The organism is Kineosporia mesophila (assembly GCF_021129235.1).
In the GTDB taxonomy this organism is placed as follows: domain Bacteria; phylum Actinomycetota; class Actinomycetes; order Actinomycetales; family Kineosporiaceae; genus Kineosporia; species Kineosporia mesophila.
The window spans coordinates 1-16452 of sequence record NZ_JAJOMA010000032.1; the positions used below are offsets into that span (position 1 = coordinate 1).

16 protein-coding genes are annotated in these 16452 nt (G+C 70.5%); 9 read left to right on the plus strand and 7 right to left on the minus strand.

The genetic code is table 11. The features are described 5' to 3' along the window. From LR393_RS30945 to LR393_RS30960, 4 genes are all read right to left on the minus strand, one after another. Positions 1-1862: glycosyl hydrolase family 28-related protein (locus tag LR393_RS30945; protein ID WP_231488722.1), on the minus strand; the 1862-nt coding region annotated here is incomplete at its 3' end. Positions 1863-2205: 343 nt separating this feature from the next. Next, on the minus strand, positions 2206-2379 hold the full coding sequence (locus LR393_RS30950) for a hypothetical protein (protein ID WP_231488724.1): 174 nt from the start codon (positions 2377-2379) through the stop codon (positions 2206-2208). Next, a complete protein-coding gene (locus tag LR393_RS30955; RefSeq protein ID WP_231488726.1) occupies positions 2367-2672 on the minus strand; it encodes an O-methyltransferase in 306 nt (101 codons plus the stop codon). Before LR393_RS30955 ends, LR393_RS30950 begins: the two co-directional genes overlap by 13 nt. A gap of 17 nt (positions 2673-2689) precedes the next feature. Then, entirely contained in the window at positions 2690-3340 is a 651-nt protein-coding gene (locus LR393_RS30960) for an IclR family transcriptional regulator (RefSeq protein ID WP_345718914.1), read from the minus strand. Between the two features lie 114 nt (positions 3341-3454). Between LR393_RS30960 and LR393_RS30965 the strand changes: the two genes are divergently transcribed. Genes LR393_RS30965 through LR393_RS30990 form a run of 6 tightly spaced genes read left to right on the plus strand, consistent with a single transcriptional unit; the run spans position 3455 to position 11496 of the window. Beyond that, positions 3455-5257, plus strand: a complete 1803-nt coding sequence (locus LR393_RS30965; RefSeq protein ID WP_231488729.1) for an FAD-dependent monooxygenase — start codon at positions 3455-3457, stop codon at positions 5255-5257. A 15-nt stretch (positions 5258-5272) separates the two neighbouring features. Continuing rightward, entirely contained in the window at positions 5273-6058 is a 786-nt protein-coding gene (gene hpaH, locus LR393_RS30970; protein WP_231488731.1) for a 2-oxo-hept-4-ene-1,7-dioate hydratase, read from the plus strand. Continuing rightward, a complete protein-coding gene (locus tag LR393_RS30975; RefSeq protein WP_231488732.1) occupies positions 6043-7476 on the plus strand; it encodes a fumarylacetoacetate hydrolase family protein in 1434 nt (477 codons plus the stop codon). The genes hpaH and LR393_RS30975 overlap by 16 nt, the downstream gene beginning before the upstream one ends. A gap of 25 nt (positions 7477-7501) precedes the next feature. Continuing rightward, a complete protein-coding gene (gene hpaE / locus LR393_RS30980) occupies positions 7502-9004 on the plus strand; it encodes a 5-carboxymethyl-2-hydroxymuconate semialdehyde dehydrogenase (RefSeq protein ID WP_231488734.1) in 1503 nt (500 codons plus the stop codon). Then, the gene (gene hpaD / locus LR393_RS30985; RefSeq protein WP_231488736.1) at positions 9001-10074 is read left to right on the plus strand and encodes a 3,4-dihydroxyphenylacetate 2,3-dioxygenase; all 1074 of its coding nucleotides are present in this window, start codon (positions 9001-9003) and stop codon (positions 10072-10074) included. Before hpaE ends, hpaD begins: the two co-directional genes overlap by 4 nt. 15 nt (positions 10075-10089) lie before the next feature. After that, the gene (locus LR393_RS30990; RefSeq protein WP_231488737.1) at positions 10090-11496 is read left to right on the plus strand and encodes an aldehyde dehydrogenase family protein; all 1407 of its coding nucleotides are present in this window, start codon (positions 10090-10092) and stop codon (positions 11494-11496) included. Here LR393_RS30990 and LR393_RS30995 read toward each other — a convergent pair. Next, on the minus strand, positions 11477-12490 hold the full coding sequence (locus LR393_RS30995; protein WP_231488738.1) for a LacI family DNA-binding transcriptional regulator: 1014 nt from the start codon (positions 12488-12490) through the stop codon (positions 11477-11479). The two genes, LR393_RS30990 and LR393_RS30995, sit on opposite strands and share 20 nt — an antisense overlap. 15 nt (positions 12491-12505) lie before the next feature. Continuing rightward, positions 12506-13732 carry an MFS transporter gene (locus tag LR393_RS31000; RefSeq protein ID WP_231488739.1) on the minus strand — a complete coding sequence of 409 codons (1227 nt, stop codon included), beginning with the start codon at positions 13730-13732 and terminating at the stop codon, positions 12506-12508. A 225-nt stretch (positions 13733-13957) separates the two neighbouring features. Here LR393_RS31000 and LR393_RS31005 point away from each other — a divergent pair, with 225 nt between their 5' ends. Further along, positions 13958-14215, plus strand: coding sequence for a hypothetical protein (locus tag LR393_RS31005; protein ID WP_231488740.1), 258 nt, complete (start codon positions 13958-13960; stop codon positions 14213-14215). 4 nt (positions 14216-14219) lie between these two features. Here the strand turns inward: LR393_RS31005 and LR393_RS31010 are convergent, their stop codons facing one another. Continuing rightward, the gene (locus tag LR393_RS31010) at positions 14220-15191 is read right to left on the minus strand and encodes a GlxA family transcriptional regulator (RefSeq protein WP_231488741.1); all 972 of its coding nucleotides are present in this window, start codon (positions 15189-15191) and stop codon (positions 14220-14222) included. A 70-nt stretch (positions 15192-15261) separates the two neighbouring features. On the opposite strand from LR393_RS31010, the gene LR393_RS31015 reads away from it, so the two are divergent. Together LR393_RS31015 and LR393_RS35935 are read left to right on the plus strand one after the other, a co-directional pair. Next, the gene (locus LR393_RS31015) at positions 15262-16239 is read left to right on the plus strand and encodes an NADP-dependent oxidoreductase (RefSeq protein ID WP_231488742.1); all 978 of its coding nucleotides are present in this window, start codon (positions 15262-15264) and stop codon (positions 16237-16239) included. Between the two features lie 26 nt (positions 16240-16265). Next, entirely contained in the window at positions 16266-16394 is a 129-nt protein-coding gene (locus LR393_RS35935) for a hypothetical protein (protein WP_269328168.1), read from the plus strand. Positions 16395-16452: the final 58 nt, after the last annotated feature.

Here is a 16452-nt window from a genome sequence, read left to right on the forward strand (position 1 = left end):
GGAGGGGGGGGGGGGGGGGGGGGGGGGGTGGGGGTCGGGGTGCTACCGCCTCCGCCTCCGTACACCGGCGTGGGCCACGGGCCGCAGAACGGTGTGCTGGTGAGCCAGTTGCCGTTACCGCCCTGGTCGATGATGGTGAAATTGGCTCCGGTGCAGCTGTACACCGGGTTCGGGGCACCGATACCGGTGGCGGTGACGTTCTTGAACGAGGCCGATCCCGGACTCTGGATCTGCAGGGCGAACGTTCCGGTGCCGTCGATCTTCACATTGGTGAAGTGCACTCCGGAGGTGCTGCCCTCGATGAACTGGATCGCCTCGTAGGAAGAGTCGAGGATGTCCGTGTCATGGACATTGATCGTGGCGTTGATTGGCTCGTTCAGGCCGTTGAACCAGACCGCACCGACCCCGAAGTTCCAGTTGTAGTCCGAGTTCCCGGCCCGGATCAGGGTGTTCTCGCCGATGTCGAACGTGCCCTGTACCGCGGTCGCGCCCTGCACGCCCGGATACCGGTTGCCGACGTGGATACCGCCGCCGTTCGTGACGGTGTCCGAGACCACGTTCTTCGTCACCGAGATGTTCTCGCCGCCGTAGATCGCGATGTTGTTGGCCAGGATCGGGGCCACGACCGTATTGCTGGTGAAGGCGTTGTTCTGGTTGTCGTTCGTCTCGGCCCACATCGCCAGGCCGTCGTCCCCGGTGTTGCGCACGAACGTGTTCTGCACGGAGGAATTGGTGACGCCCTGGTGGAAGTTCACACCGTCGGCGGTCTGGTCGAGGATACGGCTGTTCTTGATCACGAAGTTCGTCATCGGGCCGTCCATCCAGGCCCCGACCTTGTTGTGCTGCATCCAGACGTTGTCGACGGTGGAGTTGCTCATGGCCCCACCGATCGCGTTCACCTGGTCGTTGTCGTTACGCTCCTTGACCTCGCCGAGGATGGCGAAGTTCTTCAGCGTGACGCCCGTGCTCGGCCCGCCGTCGGCGACGTACTTCCCGTACAGCCCGACCCCGGCACCCGTCAGCACGCTGTACCAGGGACCGGCCCCGGCCACCGTCACGTTGTTCACCACGATGTGCCCGGTGACCTTGAACCGGCCCTCCGGAATCCACACCGTCTTGCCCTGAGCCGCACCATCATTCACCGCCTTCTGGATGGCGCTGGTGGCGTCGGCCGCGCCGGTCGGGTCGGCGCCGTAGGCCGTGGCCACGTTCAGCGAACCGGCCGGGGCCGTACCCGCCGCGCCCACCTGCTCGAAGTCGGCCAGGTCGATGGTGAACGTCGGTGAGGCGCTGACCGAGGTGACACGCACCCGCACCGTGGTACCGGCGGCCAGCGTGCTGGAGAACTTCGTGCGGACCTCGTCGTAGAAGTGGTGCGGATTGCTGCCCGGTGAGTTACTGAACGGGTATCCGCCGTAATACCAGCCGTAGCGCGAGGTCACGGGCAGGTCGGTGAGCTTCTGGCCGCCGCTCTCGATCGCCACGGTGGCGTCGCGGCCGGTGCCGGCGGCGTTGTCGGGCAGGCTGTAGCGCAGCACCATCGAGTTCGCGGCAGCGGGCAGGGTGAAGTCGACGTACTCCCCCACCGCGTCGAGCGTGACCGCCCGGCGGCCCGAGGCCTCCGAGGGCAACTGCCCGTAGACGCGATCGGGACCGATGACCGTACCGTTCGTCGACGCGTCCTCCGCCTCGATCTCCTTGAACGGAACACTCGCCCCACGACCCGCGATGCCGATCGGCGAGAGCCCCGTGGCGCTCACCGACTTCCCCTCCGCGGCGCTCGCAGCCACGGTCGCCACTCCCGCAGCGAGAAGGAGGGCGGCTGAAACCGCGGCCGTGAGGCGTCGATTCGATCTCTTCATGGCTGAACTTCCTTCACTTCGGGACTTCAGGGGTGCGGAGGCGCGGTCCGCAGTCACCGGTAGGCCGACCGTACCGATCGGCGCGAATCGGTCACAAGAAGTCTTGCGGTGAAAGAAGTTGAGCTACCGGACGCTCGGCTTTTCGTGCCTCCCCGGGCGACCGGCGGCCCGGCGCGGTGGTTTCGGGCGCCCAGCGGCACTTGTGTCCGGGAAGGCGGAATTGTGGACGTCGGCGAGCGTCGGTTTTACGAAAGTCCCGGGACGTGGGTGCAAGCCGTTTGCGCCGCAGCTGCTGCGCGGCCGGGGTCCGGGCCCCGGCCGCCCCCGGCCTGGCGCCGAGCGGTCAGGCGGCCCCGCTGCTGATCGACATTCCCTCGGCCACCGGCAGGTTGACCCTCACGTAGCCGTTGGCCGGGTTCTCCACGTGGCTCAGGCACGCGGCCGCGGTGCCGAACGATGTGTCGTCGGCGATCACCGCAGCCCCCGGCGCCAACCGGTCTTCGGTCAGGTGCAGCACCGGTCCGCCACGGCGGCCGCCAGGTGGATGGTGGACAGGCCGTAGGAAGTACCGAACTCGACGACCGTGGTGGGACGCGCCGCCCGGGTGAGGGCGTACAGCAGCCGCCCACCCTCCGGTGAGATCGGCATGTAGGCGTCGGCCGGCGCATCGGCCCGCTCCGCCGGCGACATCGCGGCGATGTCCTGCCGCCGGGCCGGGGAACGGGGCTTCTTCCGGGCCTCCTCGGCCGGCGTGTACAGCTTCTCCAGCGTGGTCACGGTGCGGGGCGAGGTCAGAGTCTTCGTGCGCAATGCTGACCCGGCCGATCTCAACGAGTCCGGTGAGCAGCCTGGGCGAGACGACGGCCGATCGCCTCCACCTCCACGTCGGCGCCGGTCAGGTAGACGACGGCCAGGGCGGCCGGTGGCTGGCCCGGGACCTCGAGGGGTACGGCGACGCAGGAGAGCCCCGGGATCACCTCGCCGTGGCTGGTCTCGTAGAACCGTTCACCCGGCACCCGCGTCACCAGCCGGCGGACCGCGCGCCCCGGAGCACCCTGGTCGAGGGGATGACGGGTGCCGGGCCGCTGGGCGACGGCCGCGAACGCGGCCCGCGGCTCCACGCTGACCAGGGTCACGGCCTCGTTCTGGTCGAGGACGACGAGGAAGGCGGTCATGCCCAGCTCGTGGGCCAGGGTGGTGAGCTCGGGCAGCGCCGCCGTCTGCAGGTCGCGCGAGACGTTACGGGCCAGGGTGGCCAGCCCGGCGCCGAGTTTCAGGTCACCGGCCGGGTCTCGGCTCACCAGCCCGTGACCTTCGAGAGTGCGCACGATCCGGTACACGATCGAGCGGTGCAGCCCGAGCCGGGCCGCCAGCTGGCCGATGGACAGCGCTGTGTCGGCCCCGGCCAGCACCTCGAGCGCCGTGATGCCCCGCGAAAGGGTCTGCAGCGGGGCTGCCGCACTGCCGTCCGTCACCAGAACTCCTCATATCCCTTGCGCCGCGTTCGCGCGAAACATACCGTTCCCGCATCAGCCCGATAATCGGTCTACGTGTTCGATTATAGAACGTGCCAATGGCGGCAGGGGGTTCTGGTGCAGTTCCATGACAGCGGCTACGTGTCGGGCGACCCCCGGGTGCAGCCCGCCGCGGGACCGGCCCGTCCGGTCGAGCTGCCCGATCGGGTCGACGCGCTGATCGTGGGAGCCGGGCCGGCCGGGATGGCGGCCTTCGCCCAGCTCTCCCAGTTCCCGCAGGTGAGCACGCGTCTCATCGAACGCCGGCCGGGTCGCCTGGAGATCGGGCAGGCCGACGGGTTGCAGGCCCGCAGCATCGAGTCGTTCCAGGCCTTCGGCTTCGCGCAGCGCCTGGTCGAAGAGGCCTACCGCATCTACTCGATGGCGTTCTGGCGCCCCTCCCCGCAGGAGCCGACCCACATCGTCCGCACCGGCCTGGTTCCTGACGATCCCTCGGGCATCAGCGAGTTCCCGCACCTGATCCTCAACCAGGCAAGGGTTCTCGACTACTTCGCCGAGTTCGCCGCACACTCCCCCGGCCGGGCCGCGCCCGACTACGGCGTGGAGTTCCTCGGGCTCGAGGTGACCGGCGACGCCGACCACCCGGTTCGCGTGGACGTTCGCCACCGGACCGGTCCGCGGCAGGGTGAGCGGCACAGCATCCGGGCGAAGTACGTGGTCGGCTGCGACGGCGCCCGCAGCCGGGTGCGCGAGGCGATCGGGCGCCGGCTGGTGGGCCAGGACGCCCTGCACGCGTGGGGTGTCATGGATGTGCTGGCCGAGACCGACTTCCCCGACTTCCGCACCAAGTGCGCGATCCAGTCGCACGACGGCGGCAACATCCTGCTCATCCCCCGCGAGGGCGGCTACCTCACCCGGTTCTACGTCGACCTCGGCGAGGTGCCCGAGAACGGCGACCACGACGTCCGTTCGACCTCGCTGGAGACCATCGTCGCCCGGGCCGGCCGGATCCTGCACCCGTACTCCCTCGACGTGCGCGACGTGCCCTGGTGGAGCGTGTACGAGGTCGGGCACCGGCTCACCGACCGGTTCGACGACGTGTACGAGAGGGGACGAGAGCCGCGGGTCTTCATCGCCGGCGATGCCTGTCACACGCACAGCGCCAAGGCCGGCCAGGGCATGAACGTCTCGATCCAGGACGGGTGGAACATCGCCTGGAAGCTCGGGCTCGTGCTGGACGGCCGGGCCCGGAAGAGCCTGCTCGGCACCTATTCGGCCGAGCGTCAGGTGGTGGCGCAGAACCTCATCACCTTCGACCAGGAATGGTCGTCGCTCATGGCCACCCCGGCGCAGAACCTGCCCGGTCCCACGTACCTGGAGGACTTCTACGTGCGGACCTTCGAGTTCCCCGCCGGTTTCATGACCCGGTACGAGCCGTCGATGCTCATCGCGGAGCCGGTGTACCAGTCACTGGCGCCCGGCTTCCCGATCGGCAAACGCTTCCGGTCAGCCTGGGTGCACCGGGTCAGCGACACCACCCCGGTCCAGCTCGGGCACCACGCGCGGGCCGACGGACGATGGCGCATCTACGTCTTCGCCGGTCCGCACGGCGAGGTGGGCGAGCCGGAAAAGCTCGGCCACCAGGCCTCCTTCGACCTCAAAGTGATTTACCAGCAGCCCTTCGGTGAAGTCGACCTGCGCCGCGTGCCCGCGGTTTTCCGGCCGCGGGGCGGGCCGTTCCGGCTGACCGACTGGGAGAAGGTCCACGCCACCGGGCCGGAGCACGACATCTTCGCCGAGCGGGAGATCAGCCGCGACGGCGCCGTGGTCGTGGTCCGCCCCGACCAGTACGTGGCCCACGTGCTGCCCCTGACCGCCCACGACGAACTGCGCCACTTCTTCGACGGCATCTTCCTCTGACCCCAGGAGTTCCGCTTGCTGAACGCCCAGCACATCGAGGCGATCGCCGACGAGCTCGTCCAGGCCGACCGTGACCGCACCACCGTGCCCCTGCTGAGCGCCCGTCATCCCGGGATGGGGATCGAGGACGCCTATGCGGTGCAGGCTCTCTGGGCCCGGCGGCGCATCGAGCAAGGGCATCGCGTGGTCGGTCACAAGATCGGCCTGACCTCCAAGGCCATGCAGGCGGCGACCGGCATCACCGAACCCGACTACGGCGTCATCTTCGACGACCGGGTGCTGGAGAACGGCACCGGCGTGCCGTTCTCGGACTACTCGAACGTGCGCATCGAGGTGGAGCTGGCCTTCGTGCTCGCCGAACCCCTGACCGGTCCGGGCTGCACCCTGTTCGACGTGCTCGCCGCGACCCGCTACGTGGTGCCCGCCCTGGAGATCCTGAACTCCCACATCGCTCTTGAGGGCCGCACCGTCGTCGACACGATCAGCGACAACGCCGCCCTGGGCGCCGTCGTGCTGGGGGGCCGGCCCGTCGCCGTCGACGCCGTCGACCTGCGCTGGGTCGCCGCCCTGCTGTACCGCAACCAGACCGTCGAGGAGACCGGAGTCTCCGCGGGCGTCCTCAATCATCCGGCGACCGGGGTGGCGTGGCTGGCCGACAAGCTGCACCAGCACGGAACCTTCCTCGCCGCGGGCGAGATCGTGCTGTCCGGGTCGTTCACCCGGCCGCTGTGGGTCGAGCGCGGCGACACGATCCACGCCGACTACGGAAGCCTGGGGGCGATCACGTGCCGCTTCGAGTAGACGGGCTGCCGCGCCCGGGCAAGATCGTCGCCGTCCATCTGAACTACCCTTCCCGGGTCGCGCAACGCGGACGCCGGCCCGCGCACCCGTCGTACTTCCTCAAACCCACCACCTCGCTGGCGGTCAGTGGTGACGTGATCGAGCGCCCGGCCGGCACCGAACTGCTCGCCTACGAAGGCGAGATCGCCCTCCTCATCGGCCGCACCGCGCGCCGGGTCACCCCGGAACAGGGCTGGGCCGCCGTATCCGGTGTCACGGCCGCGAACGACTGGGGTGTCTACGATCTGCGGACCGTCGATGCGGGATCGAACCTGCGCAACAAGGGCGGTGACGGATTCACCCCGCTCGGGCCCGGCGTCATCCCGGCCCGGGACGTCGACCCGGCGGCCCTGCGGGTGCGCACGTGGGTCGACGGCCGTCTCGTGCAGGACGACACCACGGCCGAACTTCTCTTCCCCTTCGGCCTTCTCGTCGCCGACCTGTCCCAGCTGATCACGCTGGAGCCCGGTGACGTGATCCTGACCGGCACCCCCGCCGGATCGTCCGTCGCGGTGCCCGGCGAGACGGTCGAGGTCGAGGTGGACGTGCCCGGTGGGCCTTCCAGCGGTCGCCTGGTGACGCACGTGGTCGAGGGCACGGTGCCGTTCGCCGGCTACGGGGCGCAGCCGTCGGTGGACGACCGGCAGCGCGCGCAGGCCTGGGGTACGGCGCCGGAACCAGTTCTCACCGACGAATTGAGGACGCTTCTGGGCGGGGTGGCCGTCGCCACCCTGAGTTCTCAGTTGCGCGGGCGAGGGTATCCGCACGCCACCATCGACGGGGTGCACCCCCTCGTGCCCGGCACCCGGATGATCGGCACGGCCCGCACCCTGCGGTTCGTCGCCCACCGGCCCGACCTGTTCCAGGAGCACGGCGGTGGGTACAACGCCCAGAAAAGAGCTTTCGACTCATTGAAGCCAGGCGAGGTGCTGGTGATCGAGGCCCGGGGGGACGCCACGGCGGGCACGGTCGGCGACATCCTCGCCCTGCGGGCCCAGACCCTGGGGGCCGCCGGGATCGTCACCGACGGCGCCGTGCGCGACAGCACCGCGGTCGCCGGGCTCGGCCTGCCCACGTTCGCCGCCGGATCGCATCCCTCGGTGCTCGGGCGGCGTCACGTGCCCTGGGAGACCGACGTGGGCGTCACCTGCGGCGGGGCGGCGGTCGTGCCCGGTGACGTACTGATCGGGGACGACGACGGCGTGGTGGTCGTCCCGGCGCACCTTCTCGACGAGATCACCCGGGCGGCCGTGGAGCAGGAGGCCCAGGACACCTGGGTCGCGGCCCGGATCGCCGAGGGACACCCGGTCGACGGCCTGTTCCCCCCGAACACCGCCTGGCTGGAGAGGTACCAGGCGTCCCGCACCCAAGACCCCTGACCCCGCCCCCGTCACAGGAGATCCCTTGCCCGACAACCTGCCCGACCAACTCCGGCACTTCATCGACGGGGCCTTCACCGACAGCGTCGGTGGGGAGACCTTCGACGTCATCAATCCGGTCACCAACACCTCGTACATCCGGGCCGCCTCCGGGCAGAAGGCCGACATCGACCTGGCCGTCGCCGCCGCCCGGCGTGCCTTCCGGGGGCCGTGGCCGACGATGACGTCCCGGGCGCGGTCCCGGGTACTGCACCGGGTCGCCGGCCTGATCGAGAGCCAGGACCGGCGCCTGGCCGAACTGGAGACGTGGGACACCGGTCTGCCGATCGCCCAGGCCCTCGGGCAGGCCCAGCGGGCGGCCGAGAACTTCCGGTTCTTCGCCGATCTCGTCGTGGCCCAGCGCGACGACGCCTACAAGGTGCCCGGGCGGCAGGTGAACTACGTCAACCGCAAGCCGAAGGGAGTCGCGGGCCTGATCACGCCGTGGAACACCCCGTTCATGCTGGAGTCGTGGAAACTCGCGCCGGCCCTGGCCACCGGCAACACCGTGGTGCTCAAACCGGCCGAGTTCACGCCGCTGTCGGCCTCGCTGTGGGCGGAGATCTTCCGCGAGGCCGGTGTTCCGGACGGGGTGTTCAACCTCGTCAACGGGTTCGGGGAGACCGCCGGGGACGCGCTGGTGAAGCACCCGGACGTGCCGCTGATCTCCTTCACCGGCGAGAGCCGCACCGGAAAGCTCATCTTCGCCAACGCCGCCCCGTATCTCAAGGGCCTCTCGATGGAGCTGGGCGGCAAGTCACCGGCGGTGGTGTTCGCCGACGCCGATCTCGACGCGGCACTCGACGCCACGGTCTTCGGGGTGTTCTCGCTCAACGGCGAGCGCTGTACCGCCGGGAGCCGGGTGCTGGTGGAGCGGGCGGTCTACGACGATTTCGTGGAGCGGTTCGCCGCGCGGGCGCGGCGGGTGATCGTCGGTGATCCGCACGACCCGGCGACCGAGGTGGGTGCGCTGGTGCATCCGGAGCATGCCGAGAAGGTCTTCGGGTACGTCGAGATCGGCCGGGGTGAGGCCCGCCTGGTGGCCGGTGGCGATCGGCCGGAGCATCTTCCGGACGGGAACTACATCAATCCGGCGGTTTTCGTCGATGTGAAGCCGGAAGCCCGGATCTTCCAGGAGGAGATCTTCGGTCCGGTGGTGGCGATCACCCCGTTCGACAGCGACGCGGAGGCGCTCGAACTGGCCAACGGGGTGACGTACGGCCTGGCCGCGTACGTCTGGACCAACGACCTGAGACGCGCACACACGTTCGCCCAGAATCTCGAGGCGGGCATGGTGTGGCTGAACTCCAACAATGTCCGCGACCTGCGCACCCCGTTCGGCGGGGTGAAGGCGTCCGGGCTGGGCCACGAGGGCGGGTACCGCTCCATCGACTTCTACACCGATCAGCAGGCCGTGCACATCGCCCTGAACGACGCCCATTCGCCGCGTTTCGGCCAGGGCGAGCCCACCAGGACGGATCCCCGATGACCGACCGCATCCCCACCCCGACCGCACCGGCGCCCGACATCGTCCGTTGCGCCTATCTGGATCTCGTGGTCACCGACCTGGCGGCCTCGCGCGCCTTCTACGTGGATCTGCTCGGGCTGGTCGTGACGCGGGAGAGCCCGGACGCGATCTACCTGAGGACGTTCGACGAGTTCATCCACCACAACCTGGTACTGCGGCCGGGCCCGGTCGCGGCGGTGGCGGCCCTGGCCTACCGGGTGCGCTCCCCCGCCGACCTGGACCGCGCGGTGGCCTTCCACACCGAGCTCGGCTGCCGGATCGAGCGGCGGCCCACGGGTTTCGTCGAGGGCATCGGTGACGCGGTGCGGGTGCAGGACCCGCTGGGGTTCCCGGTCGAGTACTTCTACGAGGTCGAGCACGTGGAGCGCCTGTCCTGGAGCTACCACCTGCACACCCCGGGCGCCCTGGTGCGCCTGGACCACTTCAACCAGGTGACGCCGGACGTCCCGCGGGCCGCGGCGCACCTGGAAGACCTGGGTTTTCGCGTCACGGAAGACATCGAGGACGAGGCCGGGACGGTGTATGCGGCCTGGTTGCGCCGCAAGCCGACCGTTCACGACACCGCGATGACCGGTGGCGACGGGCCGCGGCTGCACCACCTGGCGTTCGCCACGCACGAGAAGCACAACATCATCGCCATCTGCGACACGATGGGTGCGCTGCGGATCTCCGACCGGATCGAGCGGGGCCCGGGCCGGCACGGGGTGTCGAACGCGTTCTACCTCTACATCCTCGACCCGGACGGGCACCGGGTGGAGATCTACACCCAGGACTACTGGACCGGTGACCCCGACAACCCGCTGGTGACCTGGGACGTCCACGACAACCAGCGCCGGGACTGGTGGGGCAACCCGGTCGTCCCCAGTTGGTACACCGATGCCTCCCCCGTCCTCGACCTGGACGGCAACCCGGTGCCCCTGACCACCCGGACCGACACCAGCGAGATGGCCGTGACGGTGGGGGCCGACGGGTTCTCGTACACGCGTGACGGCGACACCGACCAGGGTTTCAAGCTGGGGAACCAGCTCTGACGAAGGAGGACGACGATGTCCGGCAGTGAACTTCTGGACCGGGTCAGTGGTGCGCAGGGGCGGGAGATCTTCGAGCCCGCGACCGGCGAGTTGCTCGGCCTCGCACCGCAGCACACGATCGACGACCTGGAACGGGCCGTGGCTCAGGCCGGCTCGGCCCAGCCCGCCTGGGACGCCCTCGGCCACGCCGATCGCAGCGCGCGCCTGCTGCGCATCGCCGACCGTATCGACGACTGGGCCGAGCCACTGGCGCGGCTCCTGGCCCGGGAACAGGGCAAGCCGCTGAACGGCCCGAACGCCCGGTTCGAGGTGGGTGCCTGCTCGGCCTGGCTGCGGGCGACCGCCGCCACCGTGCTGGACGAGGAGGTGATCGAGGACGGCGCCCAGGTCTCGACGCTGACGTACCGCCCGATCGGGATCGTCGCCGCGGTCGGGCCGTGGAACTGGCCGCTGATGATCAGCATCTGGCAGATCGCCCCGTCGCTGCGGATGGGCAATGCCGTGGTGGTGAAACCCTCCGAGTTCACGCCGCTCAGCGTGCTCGCGCTGATCTCGCTGATGAACGAGGACCTGCCGCCGGGCGTGCTGACCGCGTTGTCGGGCGACCGCGACCTGGGCGCCCGGCTGGTCTCCCACCCGGCGGTGCGCAAGGTGATGTTCACCGGGTCCACGGCCACCGGGCGCAAGATCGTCGAGGCCTCCGGTGCCAATCTGGCGCGGCTCACCCTGGAGCTGGGCGGTAACGACGCCGGGATCGTGCTGCCCGACGCCGATCCCGAGAAGATCGCGCAGGACCTGTTCTGGGGTGCGTTCATCAACACCGGGCAGACCTGTGCGGCCCTGAAACGGCTGTACGTGCACGAGTCCCGGCACGATCAGGTGGTCGAGGCGCTGGCCGCGATCGCCGCGAAAATGCCGATGGGACCGAGCCTGGCCGAGGAGAGCGTGCTGGGGCCGGTGCAGAACGCGATGCAGTTCGGCATCGTCGCGGGGCTGGTCGAGGACGCCCGGGAGCGGGGCGCCACGATCGTCACCGGCGGGGCCCCGGCCACCGAACTCGGGCCGCTGTTCTACCCGATCACCCTCGTCACCGGTCTGCACGACGGCGACCCGCTGGTCGACGAGGAGCAGTTCGGCCCGGTGCTGCCGATCATCGCCTACACCGAGGTGGACGACGCGGTCGCGAGTGCCAACCGTCTCGATGTCGGGCTCGGCGCGTCGGTGTGGGGCAGTGATGAGCAACGGACGCGGGCGGTCGCCGATCGCCTGGAAGCCGGCACGGTCTGGATCAACAGTCACGGTGGCGTGAATCCGATGGTGCCGTTCGGTGGGGTGAAGGGTTCGGGTTACGGGCTGGAATTCGGGGTCGAGGGGCTGAAATCGGTGGCGGTGCCGAAGATCGTCACGCGGGCGAGCTCGTGAGGCCCTTCACCGGGCCGGTGGTGCCGCGCACCATCAGGCGGGGGGTGGCGACGACCTCGCGCTGGTCGACGGGGCGGCCCTCGATGCGGTCGGCCACCCGGGCCACGGCCGAGGCGGTGATCGCGGCGGCGTCCTGGCCCACGGTGGTCAGGTTGATGTAGCCCAGGCGCGCCAGCCGGTCGTCGTCGAAGCCCACGACACTGAGGTCTCCCGGCACGTCGAGACCGGCGCCGCGGGCGACCTCGAGCAGGCCCGTCGCGCTACGGTCGTTGAACACGGTGACCGCGGTGGGCGGGTCGTCCAGCAGGGCCCGCGCGGCGATCGCGCCCTCCACCTCGGTCGCTCCCCCGGTGATGACCCGGATCTGCGCGTCCAGGCCGTGCCGGCTCATCGCCTCGCCGTAGCCCCGCCGCCGCTGCGCCGCGGCCGGTGAGCGCCCGCCGTCGATGTGCGCGATGCGCCGGTGCCCGAGCTCCACCAGGTGGTCGACCGCCAGGTGCAGGCCCCCGCAGTCGTCGTTGCGGACCACGTCCACCGCACGACTGCGGACGGCCCGGGTGAGTACGACCAGCGGAATGCGGGCGGCCAGGTCGGCGAGTTCGGCCGTGGAGCTCTCCAGGCTCAGCACGATGAGTCCCTCGCAGCGCTCGGCCAGGAGGCTCGCCACGGCGGCGCGTTCGTCGCGCTGCGGGGTGACGGCGCTGAGCGTGACCTCGTACCCGGCGGCCCCGGCGGCGTTGTACAGACCGGTCACCAGGTCACCGTGGAAGGCGTCGGTGACGCTGAAAACCACGCCCAGCAGCCGGGACCGCCCGCTGCGCAGCAACCGGGCCCGGCGGTCGGGCTGGTAGTTCAGCTCCGCCGCGGCCTCGCGGACCCGCTCGCGGGTGGCCGCGCTGGCGCCGGGGGCGTCACGCATGACGACCGAGACCAGGGCGGTGGAGACACCGGCCCGGGCGGCCACGTCGGCCAGGGTCACACGCGAGGAGGTCATCGGCGGAAACCCTACTCAGACGGCCGGTGCCCCGGCGACCACCACGGCTTGATCCGCCCGCTCCACCGGCCGGCGCAGGTTGACCACGGTCAGGGCCAGGCCGAGGGCGGCGAGCGCGATGCCCACGACCGCCGGGGACAGGTAGCCGAGGCCCTGGGCGATGACCAGGCCGCCCAGCCAGGCCCCGAGACTGTTGGCCACGTTCATCGCGGACTGGCTGACGGCCGCGCCCATCAGCTGGGCACCGGGAGCGACCTGGATCAGCCGGGCCTGCAGGGCCGGACTGAGGAACATGCTGGTGGCCCCGACCAGGAAGATCCCGGCGAACAGGCCGAGCGGGGTGCGGGCGACGACCCAGAAGAACGCGCCGGCGGCCAGCACCGCGGTGAAACCGCCGATCAGCGAGAGCCGCAGGTTGCGGTCGGCGGCGACCCCACCCAGGACGTTGCCGACGGTCATCCCGACGCCCGCGGTGGCCAGCACCCAGGGCACGGTGGACTCGGACAGGCCCGCGACCACGGTCGTGACCGGTGCGGCGTAGGTGTAGACGGCCAGGAACCCGGCGAAGCCGACCGACGCGATCAGGGCCACCAGCCAGACCTGGCCCGAGCGCAGCGACGCCAGTTCGGCGCGCGGCGAGGCCGGGCCCGAGCCACCGACCTCGGGCACCAGCGCGAGCACCGCGGCCAGGGTCAGGGCGAAGGCGGCCGACACCGCCAGGTTGGCCACGCGCCAGTTACTGATCTGCCCGAGGAAGGTGATCGCCGGCACCCCGACCACGTTGGCCACGGTCAGCCCGGCGATGACCAGGGAGAAGCCCCGGGCGTGGCTGCCCGGGCCGAGGAGGCGCGAGGCCAGGAGGCCGGCCGCGCCGAAGTACGCGCCGTGCGGGATCCCGGCGAGAAATCTTCCGGCCAGGGCCAGTTCGAACGTGGGCGCGAGCGCCGAGGCCGCGGTGCCGACGACGAACCAGGCCAGCAGCATCGTCACCAGGCGTTTACGGGGCAGCCGGGCGCTCAGGGCCGCGATCGCCGGGGCGCCGGCCACCACGCCCAGGGCGTAGGCGCTGATCAGCCAGCCGGCCTGCCCGATGGCCTGCTCCGGCGAGTGCGCGTACTGCTCGGGCAGCAGGTCCTGCGCCACCTGGGGCAGCAGGCCCATGGCGGCGAACTCGGTCAGGCCGATCGCGAATCCACCGAGGGCGAGGGCGAGCAGGGCGGCGTTGCGGCGCAACGAGGTCACGGGTTCCTCCGGGTCGGCGGCGTCACCACGTCTGGACGCCCGGAGGACTATAACGTTCTAGCCCGGCGATTTTCTATAACGTTCTAGTCGACCTTCGGGCGACAGCCCGGGACCGCCCGGGAATCGGGATGTCCCGACATGGCGTACCGTCAAGGTGTTAGGCGTGGCGCGTGACGGATTCGGATCCACCGGACCGGCGCCGCGCCCCAGGCAGGGGCGACGCCGATGGCGAACAACCAGGACGCATCCACCCGGAACCAGTACCGCAGAACGTCCGGGTACCAGATGGACGACCGAAAACTACTTCTGCGCGGTGGAGTTCACGACGGCAAGATCTGGACAGGGGTGGTCGCGGTCGGCAGCCGGGTGTTCTGCGGCGACCAGGACGCCTGGTCGACCGAGGGGATCTACCTGGTCACCGAGCAGTTGGAGACCACGGACGACGGCGAAGAGGTCAACATCGCCGTGCCCGCGTTCGCTTAGGTTTTCAGACCCCGGCCGGCACCTGGAACGTGCGCCGGTAGTTCGTCGGCGTGACACCCAGCGTGGTCTGAAGATGCTTGCGCAGCAACGTTCCGCTGCCGAACCCGACCTCGGTGGCGATCCGGTCGACGGGTAGGTCGCTGACCTCCAGCAGGTGGCGGGCCAAATCGACGCGACGCTGGATCAGCCACTGGTTGGGGCTGACGCCCGTCTCCTCGCGGAACCGGCGGCTGAACGTGCGCACGCTCATGGTGGCGTGGGCAGCCAGGTCCAGGAGGGTCAGCGGCTCCTCGAGCCGGGTCAGGGCCCACTGGCGGGTCCGCGCGGTGGAGCTGTCCTGGTGCTGCGGCACCGGACGCTCGATGAACTGGGCCTGCCCGCCCTCGCGCCAGGGCGCCACCACGCAACGCCGCGCGGCGGCATTCGCCACCCCCGAACCGTGGTCCTTGCGCACCAGGTGCAGGCACAGGTCCACGCCCGCCGCCGCACCGGCGCTGGTGATGATGCGGCCGTTGTCGACGAACAGGACGTCGGGGTCGAGGCGCACGTGCGGGAACAGCCGCCGGAACTCGCCCGCCAGCGCCCAGTGGGTGGTGGCGGCCAGACCCTCCAGCAGACCGGCCGCCGCAAGCACGAAGGCCGACGTGCACAGACTGACGATGCGCGCGCCGTCGGGGATCAGGGACAGCGCGTTCAGCACCTCCGGCGGCAGGGTGCCCTCCCGCAGGATCCGCTCGGTGGGCTCCTGGGTGGCGATGACGACCGTGCCGGCCGTGGCCAGCGCCTGCTCGTCCTGGTCGACCACGACCGAGAAGTCCGCGTTCGTACGCACCGGGCCGCCCCCGATCGAGCAGGTGACGATTTCGTAGAGGCGCTCGCCGTCGGCGTCCAGGGCCTCCTTGAACACCCGGGAGGGGATGCCCAGGTCGAAGGGGACGACGTCGTCGAGCAGCAGAACCACCACGCGATGAACCATGGCCGGAATTTTACGCACCATGTCCATCGGGCCACTAGTGGCGGTTTCCCGCGGCGAACACGATGGCTGCATGACTTCAGCAACCAGCAACCCGACCATGCGCGTCGTCTCCCAGGACACCTTCGGTGACTCGAGCGTCCTGCGCGTGGTGGACGTCCCCAAGCCCTCCCCGAAGCCGACCGAGATCCTCGTGAAGGTGCACGCCGCCGGCACCAACCCCGTCGACTACAAGACCCGCGAGGGCACCGGCATGGCCGGCGTGCTCGGCTCCCCGCCGTTCGTGCTGGGCTGGGACGTGGCCGGGGTGGTCGAGGAGATCGGCTTCGGCGTCACCACTTTCCAGGTCGGCGACGAGGTCTACGGGATGCCGTGGTTCCCGCGCGCCGCCGGTGGCTACGGCGAGTACGTGACCGCCCCCTCGCGCCAGTTCGCCCCCAAGCCGGCCTCGATCAGCTTCGAGCAGGCCGCCGCCGTACCCCTGGCCGCCCTCACCGCCTGGCAGGCCATCGTCGACACCGCCCAGGTGCTCAGCGGCCAGCGGGTTCTCATCACCGCCGGAGCCGGCGGCGTGGGCCACCTGGCCGTGCAGATCGCCCGCAGCCGGGGCGCCGAGGTGATCAGCACGGCGAGCGAGCGTAACCACGCCTGGCTGAGGGAACTCGGCGCCACCACCGTGATCGACTACACCGCCGTGCGGTTCGAGGACGAGGTCGAGGACATCGACGTCGTCATCGACCTGGCCGGGGACGCGCAGGACAGCACCAGCCTGCGGTCGCTGAAAACGCTGCGCCCGGGTGGCCTTCTGGTCTCCGTGCCGGGTGGGGTCTCACCCGGGCTGGCCGAGGCCGCCCTGCGGCAGGGTGTGCGGGCGACCGGCATCCTGGTCGAGCCCGACGGTGAGGCGCTGCGCCGGATCGGCGCCCTGATCGACGACGGCAGCATCCACGTCGAGGTGGAGCAGGTGCTGCCGCTGGAGGACGCGGCGAAGGCGCACGACGCGGCCGAGAGCGGCCACACCCGCGGAAAGATTGTGCTGAGTCTCGTCTAGCGCCTGCTGCGGGTCACTATAGAGGGATGAGTGACGTCTACTGCCGTAACTGCGGAGTCCGGCTGCGGCGGGTGCTCGGCCGCTGGTGGCACACCTCGCAGCTCGGCCCGGTCGCCTGCCCGGAGGCCGAGCCCGAGGTCACGCCCGATCGGTGAACCGGCCGAACCGCGCCCGGAGCTCGCTGTGCGCGGTTCCGGCAACGGCACGGTTAAC